General features: G+C 59.8%; 21 protein-coding genes. All 21 read left to right on the top strand.

Annotation, left to right across the window (positions count from 1 at the left end; genetic code table 11):
* Positions 1-32 precede the first annotated feature (32 nt).
* The 21 genes from FNJ47_RS20030 to sufB all read left to right on the top strand — a co-directional run bounded on the left by FNJ47_RS20030 (position 33) and on the right by sufB (position 21,825).
* Positions 33-1,013 (top strand): PDR/VanB family oxidoreductase, encoded by a 981-nt coding sequence (locus tag FNJ47_RS20030; RefSeq protein ID WP_163156090.1) that lies wholly within the window; start codon positions 33-35, stop codon positions 1,011-1,013.
* A gap of 750 nt (positions 1,014-1,763) precedes the next feature.
* Complete coding sequence (locus tag FNJ47_RS20025) at positions 1,764-2,444, top strand: molybdate ABC transporter permease subunit (RefSeq protein WP_050422953.1); 681 nt, start codon at positions 1,764-1,766, stop codon at positions 2,442-2,444.
* A 102-nt stretch (positions 2,445-2,546) separates the two neighbouring features.
* Positions 2,547-3,809, top strand: a complete 1,263-nt coding sequence (locus FNJ47_RS20020; RefSeq protein ID WP_163156088.1) for a serine hydrolase domain-containing protein — start codon at positions 2,547-2,549, stop codon at positions 3,807-3,809.
* A 336-nt stretch (positions 3,810-4,145) separates the two neighbouring features.
* Positions 4,146-4,412 (top strand): hypothetical protein, encoded by a 267-nt coding sequence (locus FNJ47_RS20015; RefSeq protein ID WP_163156086.1) that lies wholly within the window; start codon positions 4,146-4,148, stop codon positions 4,410-4,412.
* A 207-nt stretch (positions 4,413-4,619) separates the two neighbouring features.
* On the top strand, positions 4,620-5,711 hold the full coding sequence (locus FNJ47_RS20010) for a hydrogenase small subunit (RefSeq protein ID WP_050422976.1): 1,092 nt from the start codon (positions 4,620-4,622) through the stop codon (positions 5,709-5,711).
* A 23-nt stretch (positions 5,712-5,734) separates the two neighbouring features.
* A complete protein-coding gene (locus FNJ47_RS20005; RefSeq protein WP_163156084.1) occupies positions 5,735-7,525 on the top strand; it encodes a nickel-dependent hydrogenase large subunit in 1,791 nt (596 codons plus the stop codon).
* A 4-nt stretch (positions 7,526-7,529) separates the two neighbouring features.
* Positions 7,530-8,249: a Ni/Fe-hydrogenase, b-type cytochrome subunit gene (gene cybH, locus FNJ47_RS20000; protein ID WP_163156082.1), complete on the top strand. Its 720-nt coding sequence runs from the start codon at positions 7,530-7,532 to the stop codon at positions 8,247-8,249.
* Positions 8,246-8,845, top strand: coding sequence for a HyaD/HybD family hydrogenase maturation endopeptidase (locus tag FNJ47_RS19995; protein WP_163156080.1), 600 nt, complete (start codon positions 8,246-8,248; stop codon positions 8,843-8,845). The genes cybH and FNJ47_RS19995 overlap by 4 nt, the downstream gene beginning before the upstream one ends.
* Positions 8,846-8,861: 16 nt before the next feature.
* A complete protein-coding gene (locus tag FNJ47_RS19990) occupies positions 8,862-9,152 on the top strand; it encodes a HypC/HybG/HupF family hydrogenase formation chaperone (protein ID WP_050402936.1) in 291 nt (96 codons plus the stop codon).
* A gap of 186 nt (positions 9,153-9,338) precedes the next feature.
* Positions 9,339-9,737, top strand: a complete 399-nt coding sequence (locus tag FNJ47_RS19985; RefSeq protein WP_163156079.1) for a hypothetical protein — start codon at positions 9,339-9,341, stop codon at positions 9,735-9,737.
* Positions 9,738-9,785: 48 nt separating this feature from the next.
* Positions 9,786-10,649 carry a hydrogenase expression/formation protein gene (locus FNJ47_RS19980; RefSeq protein ID WP_163156077.1) on the top strand — a complete coding sequence of 288 codons (864 nt, stop codon included), beginning with the start codon at positions 9,786-9,788 and terminating at the stop codon, positions 10,647-10,649.
* An 85-nt stretch (positions 10,650-10,734) separates the two neighbouring features.
* On the top strand, positions 10,735-11,829 hold the full coding sequence (locus tag FNJ47_RS19975) for a hypothetical protein (protein WP_163156075.1): 1,095 nt from the start codon (positions 10,735-10,737) through the stop codon (positions 11,827-11,829).
* Positions 11,822-12,163, top strand: a complete 342-nt coding sequence (gene hypA / locus FNJ47_RS19970) for a hydrogenase maturation nickel metallochaperone HypA (protein WP_163156094.1) — start codon at positions 11,822-11,824, stop codon at positions 12,161-12,163. Before FNJ47_RS19975 ends, hypA begins: the two co-directional genes overlap by 8 nt.
* Positions 12,163-13,110: a hydrogenase nickel incorporation protein HypB gene (gene hypB / locus FNJ47_RS19965; protein ID WP_163156073.1), complete on the top strand. Its 948-nt coding sequence runs from the start codon at positions 12,163-12,165 to the stop codon at positions 13,108-13,110. Before hypA ends, hypB begins: the two co-directional genes overlap by 1 nt.
* On the top strand, positions 13,107-15,365 hold the full coding sequence (gene hypF / locus FNJ47_RS19960) for a carbamoyltransferase HypF (protein ID WP_163156071.1): 2,259 nt from the start codon (positions 13,107-13,109) through the stop codon (positions 15,363-15,365). The genes hypB and hypF overlap by 4 nt, the downstream gene beginning before the upstream one ends.
* A 1-nt stretch (position 15,366) precedes the next feature.
* Positions 15,367-15,603 carry a HypC/HybG/HupF family hydrogenase formation chaperone gene (locus FNJ47_RS19955; RefSeq protein WP_163156069.1) on the top strand — a complete coding sequence of 79 codons (237 nt, stop codon included), beginning with the start codon at positions 15,367-15,369 and terminating at the stop codon, positions 15,601-15,603.
* A complete protein-coding gene (gene hypD / locus FNJ47_RS19950) occupies positions 15,600-16,742 on the top strand; it encodes a hydrogenase formation protein HypD (RefSeq protein ID WP_163156067.1) in 1,143 nt (380 codons plus the stop codon). Before FNJ47_RS19955 ends, hypD begins: the two co-directional genes overlap by 4 nt.
* Positions 16,739-17,785 (top strand): hydrogenase expression/formation protein HypE, encoded by a 1,047-nt coding sequence (gene hypE, locus FNJ47_RS19945; protein WP_163156065.1) that lies wholly within the window; start codon positions 16,739-16,741, stop codon positions 17,783-17,785. The genes hypD and hypE overlap by 4 nt, the downstream gene beginning before the upstream one ends.
* A 400-nt stretch (positions 17,786-18,185) precedes the next feature.
* Entirely contained in the window at positions 18,186-19,298 is a 1,113-nt protein-coding gene (gene ald / locus FNJ47_RS19940) for an alanine dehydrogenase (protein WP_163156063.1), read from the top strand.
* A 641-nt stretch (positions 19,299-19,939) separates the two neighbouring features.
* Positions 19,940-20,134: a 4Fe-4S binding protein gene (locus tag FNJ47_RS19935; RefSeq protein WP_163156061.1), complete on the top strand. Its 195-nt coding sequence runs from the start codon at positions 19,940-19,942 to the stop codon at positions 20,132-20,134.
* A 194-nt stretch (positions 20,135-20,328) separates the two neighbouring features.
* Positions 20,329-21,825, top strand: coding sequence for a Fe-S cluster assembly protein SufB (gene sufB / locus FNJ47_RS19930; RefSeq protein ID WP_163156059.1), 1,497 nt, complete (start codon positions 20,329-20,331; stop codon positions 21,823-21,825).
* Positions 21,826-21,846: the final 21 nt, after the last annotated feature.

The following is a 21,846-nucleotide window of genomic DNA, read 5'->3' as shown; positions in this document are numbered from 1 at the left end:
TATCAGGATGGCAGGCGAGTAAAGGAATCTGCATGCGGTTCATTGAAAGCTGGATACCGGCAACCCTTGTCGCGACGCGCGATCTGACGCCTTCGATCCGCGAGTTGCTAATCAGACCGGAAAGCTTTGATGGCGCGACCTATCCGGTCGGCAGCCATATCAATGTCGCTGTCACTATCGATGGGCGCCCAGAGACGCGGTCTTACTCGCTGGTCGGCGAAGCCGACCGAGGCGGCTATCGTATCGCGGTGCGCCGCGCCGAGGACACCCGCGGCGGCTCGCGGTACATGTGGTCCCTTGCGCCGGGTGCTCGGCTGAGCATCACATTGCCTGCCTCGTTGCTGCAGATCGACTGGGCGCGCCGGCACTACTGCCTGATCGCGGGCGGCATCGGCATTACGCCACTGGTTGGGGCAGCTCAGGTGCTCGCCCGCCGCGATGCCGATTTCACGCTGCATTATGCTGTGCCCTCGCGCGAGCAAGCCGCCTATTTGGATGTCCTCGCCCCCTTGCTGAACGAGCGGCTTATTGTCCATGTAGGCAATGAGGGGCGCCGGCTCAATTTCGATAATCTGTTCGCCTCGCTGCCGCCTGACGCCTTGACCATGTTGTGCGGTCCGATGCGGATGCTCGATGCCGCGCGCCGGGCCTGGGATAGCGCAGGACGAACGGTGTCCGACCTGCGCTACGAAACCTTCGGGTCGAGCGGCTCGCTGCCGACTGAAGGATTTCGGGTTCGCTTTGTCGATAGGAACCTCGAAATAGAAATTCCGAGTGATCGCTCGCTGCTGGACGTACTCAATGAATCCGGTTGCGAGGTGATTGCGGATTGCCGGCGCGGCGAGTGTGGTGTTTGCGCCATCGACATCATCAAGATCGACGGTGAGCTTGATCACCGTGACGTCTTCTTCAGCGAGCCGCAGAAACGCGCGAACGAAAAGATCTGTGCATGTGTCTCTCGCGCCCGGGGCACTATCACGGTCGATATACGGCACCGCCCGGACGCTCTGTAGGTCGCTGCAAACCGTTTTCGGCGGCAGGTCCTGCCTCCGGCACAACTAGCTGCATGCCGCAAGGTTGTGCGCTCGTTTATCACGGTGCGCACATGATTACCGGATGAAGGCGTCGCTACTTGGAGGTCCTTTGCGGCAATGTCCAGCAAGGCATGAATTCCGATACCCTTGCTACCAGCCGCGTCCATTATCGTAAATGGGACTGTGGCGGGTTGTGCTTGCGCTCAGCCGCGCCCGCGTTCGAGCGAACTCTAAACGACCGGGGCAATTTTCGAAACAGAATCCACTTAAGGATCGCGTCGAGTGATCATGAAGCGCCGTAAGATCCAATAACAAACCTGAGGGCGTCAAACTCTGCCGCATCATTGTGCCGTCGCTGTCTGCTCGGGAACAAAGATGCCGGAAACCTGACAGAGCGCAAGATCCACTCCACAGCGAACTCGTCGTCTGTGCGTATTTTCTCACGTTGAGCCTAGAACGCACCACATTGCGCAAGCGGCACAGGAATTGCTGGATGACGAGCGAGGAGCTGCCGCCGTCAAGACCGGTCGAAGCGGCCCCGGGACAGGAGTTTCCTATGAAGTTTGCGACGCTGCTCTTGCTCGCGAAAACGACGCGCGTCAATGTAGTGGCCGCTGCGAAGGTCCGCACCACTAAGAGGCGCTGCGCGCCCTATGCCTCGGCGCGCCGGATGTGTAGGCGATCACTGCCCCGAGACGGCGACCGTCTCTCACTGGGGGGCTGACGCCTATGGATGCGTTTTCGGCAGAGATTTGGCAATCCGTTGCGCTTACGATCGAGCTTGCCAGCGTGACGACCATCATCCTCTTGGTGATTGGTGCGCCGCTCGCGTGGTGGCTAGCGCGTTCACATACTGTTCTGCGCGAGGCGGTGGCAGCGATCATCACGCTTCTGCTGGTGCTACCGCCGACGGCACTCGGTTTCTGTGTTCTCGTGCTGCTCGGGCCCGGCGGACCGGGGGGGCTTCTCGCTTCTTTCTGGGGCGAGCGCTCGCTCGCCTTTACCTTCGCAGGAATCGTAGTCGGATCGGTGCTCTCGGCGCTGCCTTTGGTGGTGCAGCCGATCCGCAACGCCTTTGTTGCGATGGGCGACCCTCCGCTGGAAGCCGCGGCGCGGGTTTCTCCGTTGCATGCCTTCATTACCATCGGTTTGCCGCTGGCGCGATTGGAGTTTGTCAAAGCCGCTGTGATTGGCTTTGCTCATACGATCGGCACATTCGGCGTCGTGATGATGATCGGCGGCAATATTCCTGGGCGCACCAAGGTGTTGTCAGCCTACGTCATAGACTACGTCCAAGCATCACGCTGGCGCGAGGCGAGTGTGGTTGCGGGCGGTATGGTGATGTTCGCTCTTGCGGTCATCTTCACCTTAGCTCTCCTCGACAGACGCGGTGCCACGAGAAGCATATGAGCGCAGGCGCGCCAGACCGGATCGAGTGGCTTTCGGCTTGTCAGGCCAGACATGCCAGAGCTGGAGCAGCGCAAGCCAGCTCCGTCTATTGGCGAGGATAGAATGAACAAGCTTGTTATGGCCGCAGTGGTTGCTGGAATCAGCTTCAATTCAGTGCATTCAGCGCCTCTGCCCGAGGCCATGGCCGATGACGTTGGAGTTTCTCAGCAACGCCTTGCCAAGCTAGACGAGTTCTTCGATCGTGAGATCGAAAGCAAGCGCGTGCCGGGCGCGGTGGTTGCAATCGCCCGAGACGGCAAGCTGATTCATTACAAGGCGTATGGCCAACTTGATCCTGCAAAAGGATCGTCGATGCGGCTCGATGCGATGTTCGCGCTTGCATCTATGACCAAGCCGATGGTGGCCGTTGCCGGGCTCACCCTCATGGAGCAAGGTCGCCTGCCTCTACGGAGCAGGCTCACGGATTATTACCCGGAATTCGCAAACATGAAGGTCGCGGTGCCACGGCCTGACGGTTCGTTAAAGTATCAAGCGCAGAGTTCTCCGATCTACATCCACGATCTTTATCGGCACACATCAGGTCTCACCTATGGCGCGCCTCCAGATAGTCCAGACCAAGTGGCGCGTCTCTACCCGGATTTTGCAGCCCCGCCGCTAAAGGGTGACAAGCAGGCTTTCATCCAGGCCATTACCAAGTTGCCGCTAGCGCACCAACCGGGGACGGAATTCGAATACGGCTTCTCGACCGACGTGCTCGGAGCTGTCGTGGAACAGGTCAGCGGACAACCATTGGGCGACTATCTTGCCAGCAACCTGTGGAAGCCGATCGGGATGCAGGATGCCACTTTCCATTTATCCACATCACAAGGAGAACGCCTCGCGCATCCGTTTCCAGACGACCCGCTGACTGGAAAGCCTCAAGAGATCGAGCTCCTCGAAAGTCCGACAATGTTTGACTGCGGAGGAGCCTGCGCGTTTGCGACAGTCGGTGACTATGTGCGCTTCGGGCAAATGCTGCTAAACGGCGGGGAGCTCGATGGGCAGCGCATTCTCGGCCCGAAGACGGTGCGCCACATGATCTCCAACCACCTCGGGCCGGAGATCAAGAATAAGGTCGCCAATGTGGAGGCGCATCGTGCCGGCTTCGGCTTTGGACTCGGAGTGGCTGTGCGCATAAGCGAGGGTATCTCGGCGGTTCCGGGCAATCCAGGTGAGTTCACCTGGACCGGCGCTTACGGAACACAATTTTTCTGCGACCCGAAGGAGCGTCTGATCGTGGTGGTCGGAACGGCCGCGCCCGGAGAAATCCGCAAGTACTATCGCGAACAAGTCCAGTACATCGTCTATGCTGGAATAATTCGATAATTCGCCCGGCGTTGAAAGAACCCGACGACAGTTTTGGGTGGTTGGAAACCGGCGTTGCCGCTGGACACCGATGACTGAACTCAGCGCCGGAGCTGCTATCCTCGGCCGGATTTCGCCGGTGCTAGGAACGAAAGTGACGCTTCCGGCATCGCGAAGAGACGCTCGCAGGCGAGTGCGGTGTCGTGATATGCTAAGAGGACCGCGGCTTGCCGTCGATTGGCCCGCGCGATGCTCTCCTAGATGATCGCTTTAGAACATCCAGACCGTGGTGCCCGATCCCTTGGTAATGCCGTGCGGCAGCCACATTGAAAGACAGACAGATCGGAGCGATCCGCCTTGCAGATCAAAGCATGTGCGCTGCGCGGCTCGGCATCGCGTTCTGTTCAGCGCTGGGCCTGCCACTTTGGCGTGTTTCCGCAGTCGGACTATGACGCGGATCGAACCCCATTTGGCCCGCAGAGAGCAAGTCTGATTGAGATGGACGGTGCCCGTCAACTGCACCAACTCGTTCAACGACCGGTATGCGCGCGCGTGTTCCGATCGTGCAAAAGCGGGTATGACGTGGTCGCCCTGGATTGGCAAATCATTGTGCTGCTCTGTTGAAGTTTTCACATCGACGTTCAAAGCCCGACATCACTGGCGTGACAGCGCTCAACGGCGCGAGCCTGGGGCTTGCTGGCCGGCTCGCCGATAGGACAAGAGTCGAAAGGCTGGCTTGGCACCCAGTCAAGCGTTGCGCTCCGATGGCCTGTTTCTTGCTGCTGCGTCAGCGGTTCGTTACTGCCGACGACGACTCACATGGAAGGGTTCATGGGTGGGGCAACGGAGACGCTTTACAGCGTGATCAGACGTCAGGGCATCACGCGTCGTAGTTTCCACAAATTCTGCAGTTTGACTGCCGCAAGCTTGGGACTTGGTCCGCTTGCCGCAAGCACTATTGCCGACGCCCTGGAGACCAAGCCGCGCGTACCCGTGATCTGGCTGCACGGGCTCGAGTGCACCTGCTGCTCGGAAAGCTTCATCCGCTCGGCCCATCCGCTGATCAAAGACACGCTGCTGTCGATGATTTCGCTCGACTATGACGATACGATCATGGCGGCGGCAGGAGAGCAGGCTGAAGCCATCCTGGAGGAAGCCCGCGCCAAGTATAAAGGCAAGTATGTGCTTGCGGTCGAAGGTAATCCGCCGCTGAAGCAGGGGGGCATGTTCTGCATTGACGGCGGCAAGCCGTTCGTTGAAAAGCTCAGGTCGATGGCGGAAGAGTCGATGGCGATCATCGCTTGGGGCACGTGTGCGTCCTGGGGATGCGTCCAGGCGGCCAAGCCCAATCCGACTGGCGCTGCGCCGATCGATCAGGTGATCAAGAACAAGCCGATCATCAAGGTACCCGGGTGTCCGCCTATCGCAGAGGTCATGAGCGGCTTGGTGACTTTCATCACCACGTTCGGAAAGCTTCCGGAGCTCGATCGCCAAGGGCGCCCAAAGATGTTTTATTCCGAGCGCATTCACGACAAATGCTATCGACGTTCCCATTTCGACGCCGGCCAATTCGTCGAAGAGTGGGACGATGAGTGCGCGCGCAAGGGTTATTGCCTCTACAAGATGGGCTGCAAGGGGCCAACCACCTACAATGCCTGTTCGGCCCTTCGGTGGAACGGCGGTGTTTCATTTCCGATTCAATCCGGCCACGGCTGCCTCAGTTGCTCCGAAGACGGCTTTTGGGACAAGGGTTCATTTTACGACCGACTCACGACCATCAAGCAGTTCGGCATTGAGAAGAACGCCGATCAGATTGGTATGGCTGCTGCCGGGGTGGTTGGGCTGACCGTCGCCGCCCATGCGGCGGTCACCGCCGTGAAGCGGTTGACCAACAAGCCGGATCGCACAGCTCCACCAAAGTAAACGGAATTGAGAAGAGGGCGACGGTGGCCGGACAGATACCAAATGGGTTCAATCTCGATCGCTCCGGCAAGCGAATTGTCATCGATCCGTTGACGCGCATCGAAGGCCACCTGCGTGTCGAAGCCAATGTCGATGCCGACAACGTGATCCGCAATGCGGTTTCGAGCGGGACGATGTGGCGTGGCATCGAAGTCATCCTGCGCGGGCGCGATCCACGCGACGCCTGGGCGTTTACTGAGCGGATTTGCGGTGTCTGCACCGGCACCCATGCGCTGACCTCCGTGCGCGCGGTTGAGAATGCGTTAGGGATCACGATTCCGGAGAATGCCAATTCGATCCGAAACATCATGCAGCTGTGCTTGCTCGTGCATGATCATCTCGTGCACTTCTACCATCTGCACGCACTCGATTGGGTCGACGTGGTCTCCGCGCTCCAGGCCGCCCCCAAGTCGACCTCCGCGCTGGCGCAGTCCATCTCGCCGTGGCCGTTGTCGTCTCCTGGCTATTTTAAGGATCTGCAGATCAGGCTGACTAAATTCTTCGGATCAGGGCAATTAGGTCCCTTCAAGAACGGTTATTGGGGGCATCCGGCCTACAAGCTTCCAGCGGAGGCGAACCTGATGGCCCTGGCGCATTATCTGGAAGCGCTCGACTTCCAGAAGGAGATCGTCAAAATCCAGGCCGTCTATGGGGGCAAGAATCCGCATCCGAACTGGCTGGTCGGCGGCGTGCCCTGCGCTATCAACATCGACGGAACTGGTGCGGTGGGTGCGATCAACATGGAGCGACTTAATCTCGTATCCTCGATCATCGACCGTTCGATCGAGTTTGTCGAGCAGGTCTATCTGCCCGACGTCGCAATGATCGGCTCGTTCTATAAGGATTGGCTCCATGGCGGCGGACTTTCAAGCAAAAGCGTAATGTCCTATGGCGACATCCTCGAAAACGCCAACGACTGTTCTTCGAACAATCTCAAGCTGCCGCGCGGCGTGATCCTTGATGGCAACCTCACGGAGATATTGCCGATCGACCATGGTGATCCGGAGCAGATCCAGGAGTTCGTCACGCATTCGTGGTATAAATACCCGCACGATTGCTGTGGACTGCATCCATGGGATGGCATCACCGAACCGAGTTTCGAGCTCGGGCCAAAAGTCAAGGGCAGTCAGACTGATATCAAGGAACTCGACGAAGGCGGCAAGTATTCGTGGATCAAAGCGCCGCGCTGGCGCGGCCACGCCGTCGAGGTCGGGCCTTTGGCGCGATACATCATCGGTTATGCGCAGGGCAAAGCCGAGTTCAAGGAGCCGGCCGACAGACTGCTCAAGGGACTGAATCTTCCCCTGACGGCGATGTTCTCGACGCTCGGCCGTACCGCGGCGCGGGCACTCGAATGTCAGTGGGCGGCGCATCAGCTGCGTTATTTCCAGGATAAGTTGGTCGTCCACATTAAGGCAGGCAATACGGCAACTGCCAATGTCACAAGATGGAAGCCGGAAAGCTGGCCCAAGGAGGCCATGGGCTACGGGTTCGCTGAGGCGCCGCGCGGTGCGCTTGGACACTGGATCAAGATCAAGGACACAAAGATCGACAACTATCAATGTGTCGTGCCGACGACATGGAACGGATCTCCTCGCGATCCCAAGGGCAATATTGGCGCCTTTGAAGCCTCGCTGATCGGCACCCCGTTGGCCGATCCGCTGCGACCCCTGGAGATCTTGCGTACGATCCATTCCTTTGATCCGTGCTTGGCGTGCTCGACCCATGTGATGAGTCTTGACGGCCAAGAAATGGCTTTAGTCAATGTTCGTTAGGGACATGCGAAACGAGGCTCGGCAGCTCCCCGCTGCCGTCGATGCGGCACCGACCGAGCGCGGCATCGGCCATCGCGGCGCCTACGTTTATGACGCGCCGGTGCGACTGTGGCACTGGGTCAATGCGGCGGCCATTCTGATGCTGGCCTTAACCGGCTATCTGATTGGAACGGGCACACCGGCGATGTCGGGACAAGCAAGCGGCAATTTCCTGTTCGGCTATATCCGATTTGCGCATTTCTCTGCGGGATATGTCCTCAGCGTCGGCTTTGTTCTGCGCATTTACTCGGCCCTGATTGGAAATCGACATGCCACGCAGATCTTTTGTGTTCCGCTCTGGCGCGGGTGCTTTTGGCGCGAGGTGCACTACGAGATTCGCCGGTACGGGTTCCTTGCAATTGAGCCCGACAGACGCGTCGGGCACAACCCACTGGCTCAGCTCGCAATGTTCCTTATGTTTACGCAAACGATCACGTTCATGATCGTCACAGGCTTTGCACTTTATGGGCAGGGCGCCGGTAGCGACAGTTGGCAGGACAGGCTGTTCGGCTGGGTGTTTTCAATCTGGCCGAATAGCCAGGACGTCCATACCTGGCATCATCTCGGCCTGTGGGTGATCTTGGTCTTTGTTCTGGTTCACATCTACGCAGTGATCCGGGAGGACATCATGTCGCGCCGGAGCATCTCCTCCATGATTTCGGGTGAGCGCGAGTTTCGCGATTGAACGGCACGCGGTTACTAGTTCCGGAGAACAAGCAACGGATCCTTGTGCTTGGCATCGGCAATATCCTGTGGGCCGATGAGGGGTTCGGCGTGCGGGCGATAGAGGAGTTCCATCGCCGCTATGTAGTCGCTGACAACGTCACCATCCTTGATGGCGGCACGCAGGGGCTCTACCTCGTGAGCTATCTTGAGCAGGCCGATTGCCTGATCGTGTTCGATGCCATCGACTTTGCACTCCGGCCCGGAGAGTTGAAGCTCATGCGGGATGCCGAGGTGCCAAAATTTGCTGGTGCCAAGAAGATAAGCCTACATCAGACCGGCTTTCAGGAGGTCTTGAGTGCGGCCGATCTGCTTGGCCGCTGCCCGCGAGACCTCGCTCTCATCGGATGTCAGGCGCTGGACCTGCAGCACTGGGGCGGTCCGCTGACAGCTCCGGTGCGCTTCCAGATTGCGCCGGCGATCGAATTGGCTTGCAAACTCCTGGCGCAGTGGGGCTCGCCGGCCGCACCGCGAACGGCGCCGCTGCCTGCATCAGAACGGCTGTTGGCGAACAATATCGACCATGCAAGTTATGAGATGGGAGCGCAGCCGATCTAGCGGCCCGCGATTGATCATGTGCCTTGGCTTACCAATGATGATTGTTGAGACGGACGACATCACGGCACTTTGTGAGTATCGCAACGAACAGCGGCGTGTCTCGGTCATGCTGCTCTACTGCGCCCCGGTCGGCGCCAGGGTGCTCGTTCATATCGACACCGCCGTGCGACTCTTGGATGAGGATGAAGCAAGACTGATCTCGGAAGCACTCGACGGGCTTGACGCCAGCCGTAACGGCCAGGACTGCGGCCCCTTCTTTGCGGACCTGGTCGGTCGTGAGCCGCAATTGCCCGAGCATCTACGTTAGCGGTTCTGCTGCGGATGTTGCGGTGACTACGCCTGCTCGCAAATCGATCAATCGCGCGCACCTTCCGCATGGAAAGGTCAATGCTTCGAGCGATGATTCCAGTCTCCCTCACAGCGCGACGATGATTGGCACGTGCCTTGCTACATCTCACCTAGCTCAAATCAAGGACTATCTGAAGGGAGTCTGATGAAGTTCCAGCCGGCGCGGCATGATCTCGCACCCTGTCCGTCCGAGGTGGAGAGCATCAGCGCGCATGCACGCCTGGCCACGCACGCTTCCGCGAGCGCGCCCGAAGTGCTGCTGACGGTCGCTGCCATGCATTCGCTCCGGGCCGTCCATGTCGCATTATCCCATCCTGAATTGATCAAGGCTTTAATTGATCAAGGCTTTTCGGCGTTGCGTGCAAGGCGCACGGCCTGCGCATGCGTTGGCTGGAAAGCTGGTCGGAAGACTCGGCCCGCGTCGTCGATCGACGCCAATTTTGTGCCATCGGCACGATACGCTCTGCCTGATCGGCAGGCGCCTGGTCGGTTTGGTCAAGATCGACCGCATCGTCGTACCGATCGTTTGGCTGTACGCGGGTAGCATTTGTGCCGGCTACGCCTCCCGATAGATCCAACGGGACATCGTATCATGAAGACAGCGGTCCGCGTCGTATCCGGGGACGTCGAGCAGGTGGTGAGCAAGTCTGCCACGGGCACGGAAAGTCTCGATGTATTCCATAGCGGGCTGACGACTATGGAGGCGGTAGCCAAGCGCGCCCGGCGCGACGGCAACGAGCTTGCAAGGAACTATCCGAATGTCACGGTGCTGTTGTCGAATGTCGCCGCTGCCGCTCGCGGCCAGAGGCAGAGCACTCGGACGCAGCTGTACGGACTCGCCAATCTCAGCGAGCTCGAACGCAAGCTGATTGGCGAGGTGCTCGGGGAAGGCGAGGTCGCCGGCGTGGTTGCGCTGCCAGATGGCTCTTTTGCGCAACTCCGGGAGGCGGTCCTTGCAGGAATCTGGCGCGTGCGTATCGGGTCCGAGCCGACGCACGAATATGTAGAGGTTGGGGCAATCCCGCAGATTGTGCAGCGCGCCGCAACTGAGTTGACGTCTGCCGACTTTCTGATCGGCGCGGCGCCGGACGGCGCCATGAACGTGCTTGCGGTACTTGCGGAAATACGCGAGCGGGCGCGTGTCTGGCGGTCAGGCATGCGGGCGCATGTGATCAATCTGACGTTGCTGCCGATGAGTGCTGTGGACATGGCGTTCCTGCAGCAAAGTTTGGGCAATGGTCCGGTCCAGCTCATCTTCCGCGGTTACGGCACATGCCGCGTGCAGGCGACCGGGGTGAGGAACGTCTGGTCGGTACAGTACTTCAATTCTTTGGACGACGTCATCCTCGATACGGTGGAGGTGGGAGACGTGCCGATCGTAGCCTTGGCTGCTGACGAGGATTTCGAGGACTCCGCCGGGCGCCTGCAGGAAATTATGGAGGCGTACCTCACATGAAGAACTTAAAGATACTCGAAATCCAGTGGGATCTCGCAGACAGCGCGGCTGCCGTTCCGCGCAAGCTAATGACGCAGCGGTGCATATGAGCTTCGCGATCCGCAACAAAATCGATGTCACGGTCTGGCTTGCTGCCGACGTAATTGCCGCGGTCGAGATCCTGCCACGAGCCCGGCCACTGCTGGCGCGGCTGTTCGCCGGCAGACCGGCTTCGTCGCTGCTCAAACAGATCCCACGGCTCTTCGCATTGTGTGCTGTTGCGCAGCAAACCGCGCTGCTGTCTGCGATCGAGACGGCGCGTGACGAAGCGATTACCCGCACGACGAAACAGCATCGTATTGCGCTGGTCGTTGCCGAGCGCATCGCGGAATTGCTACGGGGCCTCTTGGTCGGACACCTTGCGCAGGACATCGCCGGTGCCGCCGCGATTCGTTCCGTGATGCAGGGAATGTCCGCACTTATCGGTAGCGGACAACCGGCCTGCGGTGCTGCTCGACGCGAAGCGACGGCAAGAATTGTGGCTGGGCTGGCCGCGATCGGCATGCCGAACGGAGACGGCGCGCCCAGGCCCGGCAGCCCATTGGCAATTCGTATAGCCGCGCTGGACGAGATCGACCTGAAATCGATCCGGATCGCGCACTCGTTCCTGTCCGTTGCCGACGACCGAAACATCATTGAACGGCTGCTCGGCGATGACCCGACATTTTGTCATTGTCCCGACCTTGGGGGGCGTGCGCCCGAGACGGGTCCATGGGCACGCCAAATGACGCGTGATCGGCTCTGGCTGGGTCGGTCGGGTGCGGTCGAGCGGCTGAAGGCCAGAATTGCAGAAATCGTTCGGCTCTGCGATTGGCTCAAGTCCGGCGCTCATATCGACTCAGCGGAGCCTGGGATCATCGAAAGCTACCGGTTGGGTTCGGGACGCGCCGCGACCGCGGTCGAATGCGCCAGGGGCAGGCTCTATCACGCGGTTGAGCTTGATCCTCAGGGCCAGATATGCCGCTTCGAATTTCTTGCTCCGACGGAATGGAATTTCCATAGGAGCGGACCGGTTGTCCGGAACCTGCAGGGCGCGGTGCTGACGGCGAGACGGCATCAGAAAGCGGTTCGTGCGGTGATTGAATCGCTCGACCCCTGTGTCGGATTCACACTCAGGTTTCGCAAAGTTGACGATGCATGAAATGGCGGTTTGTCTGGGCATCATCCAAATCGTCGAGGAGGAGGTGCGTCACCGATCGTTGTCGCGGGTGCGGAGCATCTATCTCGAAATCGGGGCGCTCAGCCATGTCGCGCCTGATGCGATCAGGTTCTGCTTTGCTGTCGTTGCAACGCGAACGATTGCCGAGGGAGCAGCTCTTGAGATCCTCGAACTCCCGGGGATCGCCTGGTGCATGAGCTGTTCTAGCAGTGTCGAAATTGCTCGCCGCGGTGACCCCTGTCCTTGCTGCGGGAGCTATCAGTTGCAAGTAATCGGCGGCGAGCAGATGCGAGTGAAAGAACTGGAGATCGATTGATGTGTACCGTTTGCGGTTGCAGCCAAGCGACGTCTTCGATCGAACTTGCCAGAGGGCGTGATCCGGAGAGCCAAGGCCGTTGCTGTCCTCATCGGCAGGACGATGGCGAGCGCCATGACGCGCATTTTCACGGCGACGAGAGGCTGCAGCATTCGTCCCATGCCCGCCACAGTCATGATCACGAACATTATCAGAGTGATGGTCGGCAAGCGCTTCTGACCTGCGGCGCCGGCCCAGCTGGATTGAAGGTCAAGGGCACGAGCCGCGAACGCATCATTTGGGTCGAGCGTGACATCCTCGGCAAGAACAATGCGATCGCGGCCGACAACCGGACGCTCTTTGCGGCCGATGAGCTGCTGGTATTTAATCTTATGTCGAGTCCCGGTGCGGGCAAAACCTCGCTGCTCGTCCGCGCCGTATCCGAGCTCAAGCTCAGCTATCCGACCGGAGTCATCGAGGGCGATCAGCAGACCTCAAACGATGCCGAACGCATTCGAGCGGCCGGTGTGCCGGCTATTCAAGTCAATACGGGTAAGGGGTGCCATCTCGATGCTGCAATGATTGGCGAGGCTTATCGCCGCTTGCCGCGGCTCACGCGCGGCATTCTCTTCATCGAGAACGTCGGTAACCTAGTCTGTCCCGCGGCCTTCGATCTTGGCGAGGCCTGCAAGATCGTTGTGTTGTCGATGACCGAAGGTGAAGACAAGCCGCTGAAATATCCCGATATGTTCGCGGCTTCTTCACTCATGGTGATCAACAAGATCGATCTGGCCTCACTGCTTGAGTGCGATCTGGACAAGACCATTGGATATGCCAGACGCGCCAATCCAAAGATCGAAGTGCTTACGGTCTCGGCCCGTACCGGCGAGGGTTTTGGCGCGCTCTACGCTTGGATCGGTAGACAGGTGGCCCACCAAAGGCAGGCCGTAGAGGACGCCAGGCGATGAGCGCCGCAACCATTTGCGACCGAACACGACTGCGCGTGCGCGTGAGCGGAGCGGTGCAAGGGGTCGGCTTTCGTCCTTACGTCTATGGCCTCGCTACGCGGTACGGATTGGCGGGATTTGTCGCCAACGGCCCGGAGGGCGTCACAATCGAAGTCGAAGGTGGCCGTGCGTCAGAATTTCTTGCCACATTGCCGCTCGAGGCGCCTCCGTTGGCGCGCATCGACCACATCTGCGTTCAGGAGACAGCGGCGCTCGCGACAGAAAAGTTTTCGATCGGCGCGAGCGAAGGCGGAAAATTGTCAACGCACATCATCGCCGACGCCGCGACCTGCGGGCAATGCCTCAGCGAGCTATTCGATCCAGAGAATCGCCATTACCTTTATCCCTTCATTAGTTGCTCCCATTGTGGTCCACGCTACACTATTGCCGGGCGGCTCCCATACGATCGCCACAACACGGTGATGAAGGCGTTTAGGCTGTGCGCCGCCTGCACGGCCGAATATGCGGATCCGGCGAGCCGCAGGTTTCATGCGGAGGCGATCGCGTGTCCAGAATGCGGCCCTCGGCTTAGCCATGGGATCAACGCCATTGTCGCTGCAATCGCAGGCGGTCAAGTCATAGCCATAAAGGGTCTCGGCGGCTACCAGCTCCTCTGCGATGCCCGTAACCAGGACGCTGTGCAGCGCCTGCGCAGCAGAAAGCAGCGCCGTCAGAAGCCGTTTGCAGTTATGCTCGGTTCCATAGAGTGCGTCAACGAGATCGCGGAAGCGAACGCTCTCGAGCTCGCGCTACTCGAATCCGCAGCGCGGCCCATTGTGCTTTTAACTTCGCGCAAATGTCTGGCGCCCGCCATAGCGCCCGGCTTGTCTCGCGTTGGCGTCATGTTGCCTGTAGCCCCGCTGCATCATCTGATCTTCCATGCGCTTCGCTCGACAGGAGCGTGGATTGCGGAACCAAGCCCGGTCATCGTCGTCACCAGTGCCAATCCTTGCGGTGAGCCGCTCCTGATCGACAACGCGCAGGCGCTGCGCCGACTCGAGGCGATCGCCGACCTTGTCGTGACCCATGATCGGGATATTTTAACGCGTGCTGATGACTCCGTGGTCGCGGTGGTGGCTGGCCGCTCCCAATTCATTCGTCGCGCTCGTGGCTATGCTCCCGAACCGATCCAGCTCGCGCAATCTGTGCCGCCCGTGCTCGCCGTCGGCGGCGCGCTGAAATCGACCGTCACCATCACGCGCGACAACCAAGCGTTCGTTTCCCAACATATTGGCGATCTCAATACGCCCGAAGGCATCCGTGTGTTCGAGGGGACGATCCAACACCTTGCATCGATCCTTGACGTAGAGCCTGTCGTCATCGCTCATGATCTGCATCCCGACATGGCATCCACCCGCTTTGCGCAAGCAAGCGGCCGCGCGCTGATTGCAGTCCAGCACCACCACGCACACGCCGCCGCCGTGATCGCTGAACATGGCCATGCGGGACCGGCGCTAGCTCTGGTGCTCGACGGCCATGGCGTTGGCTCGGATGCTGGTAACTGGGGTGGCGAGCTATTGTTGTGCGAAGGCGCGATGTGCCGACGCATCGGGCATCTCGCGCCGCTGCAAATGCCTGGTGGTGATCGCGCATCCCGTGAGCCGTGGCGCATGGCGAGCGCGATACTACACTGGCTCGGACGGGGTAACGAAATCGCGCCGCGCTTTGCCGCGCAACGGCAAGCTCGATGTATCTCGGCCTTGCTTGATCAGTCGGGCGGGGCCACCACGACCAGCGCGGGCCGGCTATTCGACGCGGTGGCGGCGCTGCTGGGGATTGTGAGTTGGCAGAGCTATGAAGGAGAAGCCGCGATCAAGCTCGAGGCGCTAGTGCGGCGGACTGCGATTCTAGAGGCCGGGTGGACGATCGATGGTGGCGTGCTGTCGCTTCGTCCGCTGTTTGCGCGGCTGATTGCGGACGACATTGACGCTGCGGGCGGAGCCGGCTTGTTTCATGGCACCTTCGCCGCTGCCTGCGTTGACTGGGTCATGCGCTCCGCGCGGACAACCGGCGTCAATACCGTCGTTCTGAGCGGAGGCTGCTTTCAGAACGCGATACTGATGGATGAAATCTGGCGCGGGTGCTGCGCTGCCGGCCTGACCCCGCTGGTGCCACAGCGGGTGCCGCCCAACGACGGTGGTTTGAGCCTTGGCCAAGCCTGGATTGCCGCTTTGCAGATTGCTGAACAGTCGTCCGCCAGCGAAGGGAGAGGCTGATATGTGTCTTTCGGTTCCGGCAAAGATCGTAAAAATTCTTCCTGACCACATGGCCGCCGTGTGCATCGATGGTGTTAGCCTGGAGATATCGATTGCTCTTATCGACGAGCTCGACGTCGGTGATCACGTCCTTGTCCATGTTGGGTATGCGCTGGCCAAGATCGATCCGATAGAAGCCAAGCGCACGCTGGAGCTCCTGCAGGCGCTAGGCAGCACAGGGCGGGAACTCCGGCCATGAGATATACCGACGAATTTCGCGACAAGACCCTTGCGCAGGGGCTTGCCGCTGCGATTAGCGCCGAAGCCGATCGGCAGAAAGCCTATCGGTTCATGGAATTCTGCGGTGGACACACTCATGCCATATCACGCTATGGCCTTGAGGATCTGCTGCCCGCGAATGTGCGCATGATCCACGGGCCCGGTTGTCCGGTCTGTGTTCTACCTGCCAGCCGGATCGACATGGCGATTCGTCTCGTCGAGCGGCCGGAGGTCACCCTTTGCGTCTACGGCGATCTGATACGGGCGCCTGGCTCGCAAGGACAGTCGCTGTTGCGAGCCAAGGCGCTCGGCGCAGACATCCGGATGGTGTACTCGACGCTCGACGTTATCCGGATCGCCGAACAGGCGCCGAGCCGCGAGGTCGTGTTCTTTGCCATCGGATTTGAGACCACGACACCCCCGACGGCCGTGATGATCCGGATAGCCGAGAAGAAGCGGCTGAAGAGCCTTAGCGTGTTCTGCAATCACGTGCTTACACCCTCTGCGATGCAGAGCATTCTCGAGAACCCGAAGATCCGCAATATCGGCGGGGCTGCAATCGACGGTTTCGTCGGGCCTGCACATGTCAGCACGATCATCGGGACGCAGCCTTACGAGCTCCTGGCGGAACAATTCGGCAAGCCGATCGTGATCGCGGGATTTGAACCGCTCGACGTGATGCAGGCCATCCTGATGCTGGTGCGACAGGTGAACGAAGACCGCTACGACGTGGAGAACCAATACAGCCGTGCAGTGAGGCGTGAAGGCAATCGGCGCGCCAAAGACGAGGTCTCGCAGGCATTCGAACCGCGTGAGCAGTTCGAATGGCGCGGGCTCGGTTTCGTACCAAATAGTGGACTGAAGCTGAAGCGGGCCTACGCGCGGTTCGACGCGGAGGCGCGTTTTGCGATGCACGAACTGCGGGTCGCCGACAATCCGGCGTGCGAGTGCTGCGCCATCCTGCGCGGCGCTAAGCGACCAGTCGATTGCAAGCTGTTTGGAACCCTCTGCACGCCGGAAACTCCCATAGGATCCTGCATGGTCTCATCGGAAGGCGCCTGTGCGGCGTATTGGACATATGGCCGGGTTCGCGATGATCAGGTGAGGCGAACGTCATGAGCGTACAGGGCTATCAACGCAAGCTCGATCTCGAGAACGGACGCGTTGATCTTTCCCATGGGGCCGGGGGACGAGCCATGGCACAGCTGATCTCCAGCCTTTTTCACCGAGCCTTCGGTAATGAATGGCTTGCCCGCTGCAATGATCAATCGGCCTTTGACGTTGCGACGGGTAAAATGGTGATGACGACCGACGGTTACGTGGTTTCGCCGCTGTTCTTTCCTGGCGGCAATATCGGCTCACTCGCTGTGAACGGGACGATCAACGACGTCGTGATGTCCGGCGCGCGCCCTCTCTATTTGTCGGCCAGCTTCATCATTGAGGAGGGGTTCCCGCTGTCTGATCTGCGGACGATTGCGGATTCGATGGGCGCGGCAGCACGCGGCGCGGGCGTCTACATCATTGCGGGGGACACTAAGGTCGTCGAGCGCGGCAAGGCTGATGGTCTGTTTATCTCCACGACCGGAATCGGGGCTCTGGCCCATGGGTTCGATCTCTCCGCCGATAAGGCTATGGTCGGGGACCGTGTGTTGGTGTCCGGCAGCCTTGGCGACCATGGCGTGGCGATCATGTCAAAACGCCAGAACGTCGCGTTTCAAACCGAGATCGTATCGGATTCCGCAGCGCTACATGACCTTGTCGCCGTTATGATTGCGGCTGGCGGCGCCGGCATCCGGGTGATGCGCGACCCCACGCGCGGCGGTCTTGCCGCAACCCTCAACGAAATTGCGCATCAATCGGGCCTTGGCTTCCGTCTACAGGAAGCAGCCATTCCGGTAAAGGCAGCGGTCGCGGCAACATGCGAACTCCTTGGGCTTGATCCGATCCATGTCGCTAATGAGGGCAAGCTTGTTGCGATCGTCGCGCCCGATTTGGCCGATGCAGTGCTTGCAGCTATGAAGGCGCATCCGCTCGGACGCGATGCTGCTGATATTGGCGAGACGGTAGCTGACGATCACAAATTTGTGCAGATAGCGACCAGTTTCGGCGGCGGACGGATCGTCGATTGGTTGTCAGGCGAACAGTTGCCTCGGATTTGTTGAACAATCCACGCCCATTTGCGACGAGCATGAAGGCGTCAAGCGTGTGCATCTAGGAATCAGATTGATGATCAATGGTCATTTGGCCATCAGCGGTGGCAAGCAATCCAGCCGCTGGGCAAATCCTGCCTCACTGGCAGACTACGTTGTTCGTTCTTTAACAAGGTCGGCAAGACTGGAATCGTTGTTAACTTTTCCGCGAGCCGAGAATCCGATTAAGCGCGTCATCTCCATCGCGGAGTAGGACGGTTAAGCTTAGCGAGCACGGTCGCTCAACCCATTCGGCATCGAAAACCTGCACGGCTGGTCAAAGATCGCTGAATTCCTGCGCAATTTGGGCTGCTGCGTCGCAATATCGCTGCGCTCTTTCAATTAGAAAGGCGCACTAGGCAGGGAGTTGCAAATGAAGGTCGGAGTTCCCAAGGAAATCAAGGCACACGAATATCGAGTGGGCCTGACCCCTGGAGCCGTCCGCGAATACGCGGCAGCAGGACACCGCGTAATGATCGAGACCAATGCCGGCGCTGGCATCGGCGCAACCGATGACGATTATCGCAGCGCCGGCGCAGCGATTCTGGATTCTGCAGTTGAGGTATTTGCATCGAGCGAAATGATTGTGAAGGTCAAGGAGCCTCAGCCTTCCGAATGGAGCCAGCTGCGGGAGGGCCAGATCCTGTTCACATATCTGCATCTGGCGCCGGACCCGGAGCAGGCCAAGGGGCTTCTAAAATCGGGATGCACCGCAATTGCCTATGAGACCGTGACTGATGGGCATGGTGGCCTTCCGCTGCTGGCTCCGATGAGCGAGGTCGCAGGCAGGCTCGCGGTCGAAGCGGCGGGTAGCGCCCTAAAGCGCAGTGCAGGCGGACGAGGGCTGTTGATCGGTGGCGTGCCCGGTGTTCAGCCGGCCCGCATCGTGGTGATCGGTGGGGGCGTCGTTGGTACGCACGCGGCACGGATGGCGGCCGGTCTGGGTGCAGAGGTGAGCATCATCGACCGCTCGATACCTCGGTTGCGCGAGTTGGATGAGCTATTCGAAGGGCGCGTTCGAACCAGGTTTTCGACCATCGAAGCTGTGGAGGAAGAGGTATTTGCGGCCGATGTTGTGATTGGTGCCGTGCTCGTTCCAGGTGCGAGTGCGCCGAAGTTGATCCGCCGGAGCATGCTGAGCTCGATGCGTAAGAGGGCCGTGCTCGTGGATGTCGCTATCGATCAGGGCGGCTGTTTTGAGACTTCGCACCCAACCACTCACGCCGATCCAACATATGAAGTGGATGGCATCATTCATTATTGCGTCGCCAATATGCCCGGCGCCGTGCCGCTGACCTCGAGCCAGGCACTAAATAACGCTACGCTGCCGTTTGGCTTGGCTCTGGCCAATAAGGGTTTTTCCGCCGTGTTGGAAAATCCGCATTTGCGTGCAGGCCTCAACGTCCATCGAGGCCGGCTGACTTACAAGGCGGTGGCCGACAGTCTCGGGCTCCCGTTCTCACCGATCGAGCAGGCTGCAGCCTGATCCCAGAGGCCCCTACGGGCGTTTCCTCCCTGACTTGGGCCACCCTCCGGGGTGGCTTTTTTTCGGCTCTATCAATCTGCTGGGGTCCGCTGAGACTTATTTGCGACGCCGAGCGCGGCCGTAATCTGCGAGATTTGAACATTTGCGTGCGCCGGCTCGGCCAGGGGGCCCTCGATCACCGGAGCGGCTCCATTTAGCGCCATCGCGACGATTTTTCTGGTTGCGATATGGAGACGTTGCTTGAGCCGATGACGACGTCACCCGATTGACATCGTGGTGCCTTCGCTGCCGCTGTCCGGGTGAGCAGAACCATCACCAGAGGGCGATCTGCGATCCCCCCGAGACGGTGGCACGGCTACAATCGATACCACTTCAAAAGCGCTCCGCCGCCACGTCAGGTCGAGCCGAGCTGCTTCTTATTGGCGAACCCCTTCACATGATCGCTGGCTATCGCGAAATCTCGACAATGCGCAAGCTGCGAGATCAAGCAGCTGCGATGCCGATTGTCGGGTTTACGACACGTGGTCGAGGCGGCGGCTTGCGCTATCGAAAGTAGCCAAGACAAATCAAGCACATGACTCCTTGGCATGAGACTTGAAGGCAAGGCGTAGTCTCGCACCTTCGCTTATGGAATCGTAGTGATGGCCTACAAAATAATCGCGTCACAATGCACGGTCTGTGGTGCGTGTGAGTACGAATGCCCTAACGCCGCGATCTGCCTGAAGAACGACATATATGTGATCAATCCGAGCCAGTGCACTCAATGTGAAGGGCATTTTGATGCGCCGCAATGCGCCGTCGTTTGTCCGGTGCCTGATACCTGTGTGCCGGCATAGATCGAGTAGCCGACGGGTGGCACTCCGGCGCAAAACATGATCGAAACCCTATCGAGGGCGGCCCCCTTTTGGGTCGGTCTCCTGGTTCTTTCCCAAACTGGCCTCGAGTCGGCCGTGACTTGCGCGATCCGCTCGGAGGAGAGGCGACGCGATCATCGCCGCCGGGAATCGTCCATGCGTGAACGGAGTGGGCAATGGTAGCTGTACAAGAGACGGTCGAGCACGTCCGGCGCATCGACGTCGACCAGTATCGATATGGGTTTGAGACGCTGATCGAGTCCGACAAGGCCCCGAAGGGGCTGTCGGAAGACACCGTCCGCTTCATCTCCGCAAAGAAGAATGAACCGGCCTGGATGCTGGAATGGCGCCTGGAGGCGTATCGCCGCTGGCTGACCATGACCGAGCCGACCTGGGCGCGCGTCGACTATCGGAAGATCGACTATCAGGACATCTACTACTACGCGGCGCCGAAGCCGAAGAAGACGCTGTCGTCGATCGACGAGATCGATCCGGAAATCCTCAAGACCTACGAGAAGCTCGGCATTCCCCTGCGCGAGGTCGCGATCCTGGAAGGCGTCGAGCCGCCGCCCGGTGGCGAGCAGGCGCCGAACCGCAAGATCGCGGTCGACGCGGTGTTCGATTCGGTGTCGGTTGCGACCACCTTCCAGAAGGAGCTGAAGGCGGCCGGCGTGATCTTCATGCCGATCTCGGAGGCGATCCGCGAGCATCCCGAGCTGGTGCAGAAATATCTCGGCACCGTGGTGCCGACCTCGGACAACTATTTCGCGACGCTGAACTCGGCGGTGTTCTCCGACGGCTCGTTCGTCTACGTGCCGCCGGGCGTGCGCTGCCCGATGGAGCTGTCGACCTACTTCCGTATCAACGAGCGCAACACCGGGCAGTTCGAGCGCACGCTGATCATCGCCGACAAGGGCTCCTACGTCTCTTATCTCGAGGGCTGCACCGCGCCGCAGCGCGACGAGAACCAGCTGCACGCCGCAGTGGTCGAGCTCGTCACGCTCGACGACGCCGAGATCAAGTATTCCACGGTGCAGAACTGGTACCCCGGCAATTCCGAGGGCAAGGGCGGCATCTACAACTTCGTCACCAAGCGTGGCGACTGCCGCGGCAAGAATTCCAAGATCTCCTGGACCCAGGTCGAGACCGGTTCGGCGATCACTTGGAAGTATCCGAGCTGCATCCTGCGCGGCGACAATTCGAGCGGCGAGTTCTACTCGATCGCGATCTCGAACGGTTTCCAGCAGGTCGATAGCGGCACCAAGATGATTCATCTCGGCAAGAACACGTCGAGCCGGATCATCTCCAAGGGCATCGCTGCCGGCAAGTCGCAGAACACCTATCGCGGCCTCGTCAGCGCACATCGCAAGGCGACCGGCGCGCGCAACTACACCGCCTGCGACTCGCTTCTGATCGGCGACAAATGCGGCGCGCACACCGTGCCCTATGTCGAGGCCAAGAATTCCTCGGCGACGTTCGAGCATGAAGCGACGACGTCGAAGATTTCCGAGGACGTGCTGTTCTACTGCTTGCAAAGAGGCTTGAGCGAGCAACAGGCCATCGGCCTTGTCGTCAACGGTTTCGCGAAAGATGTCCTGCAAAAGCTTCCGATGGAGTTCGCAGCGGAAGCGCAGAAGCTGATCTCGATCTCTCTCGAGGGATCTGTCGGATAACCAAACGTCCCGCGAGCCCCC

This window comes from Bradyrhizobium uaiense (assembly GCF_010811875.1).
GTDB classification, from domain to species: Bacteria; Pseudomonadota; Alphaproteobacteria; order Rhizobiales; family Xanthobacteraceae; genus Bradyrhizobium; species Bradyrhizobium uaiense.
This window is presented reverse-complemented; position numbering and strand designations above follow the sequence as displayed.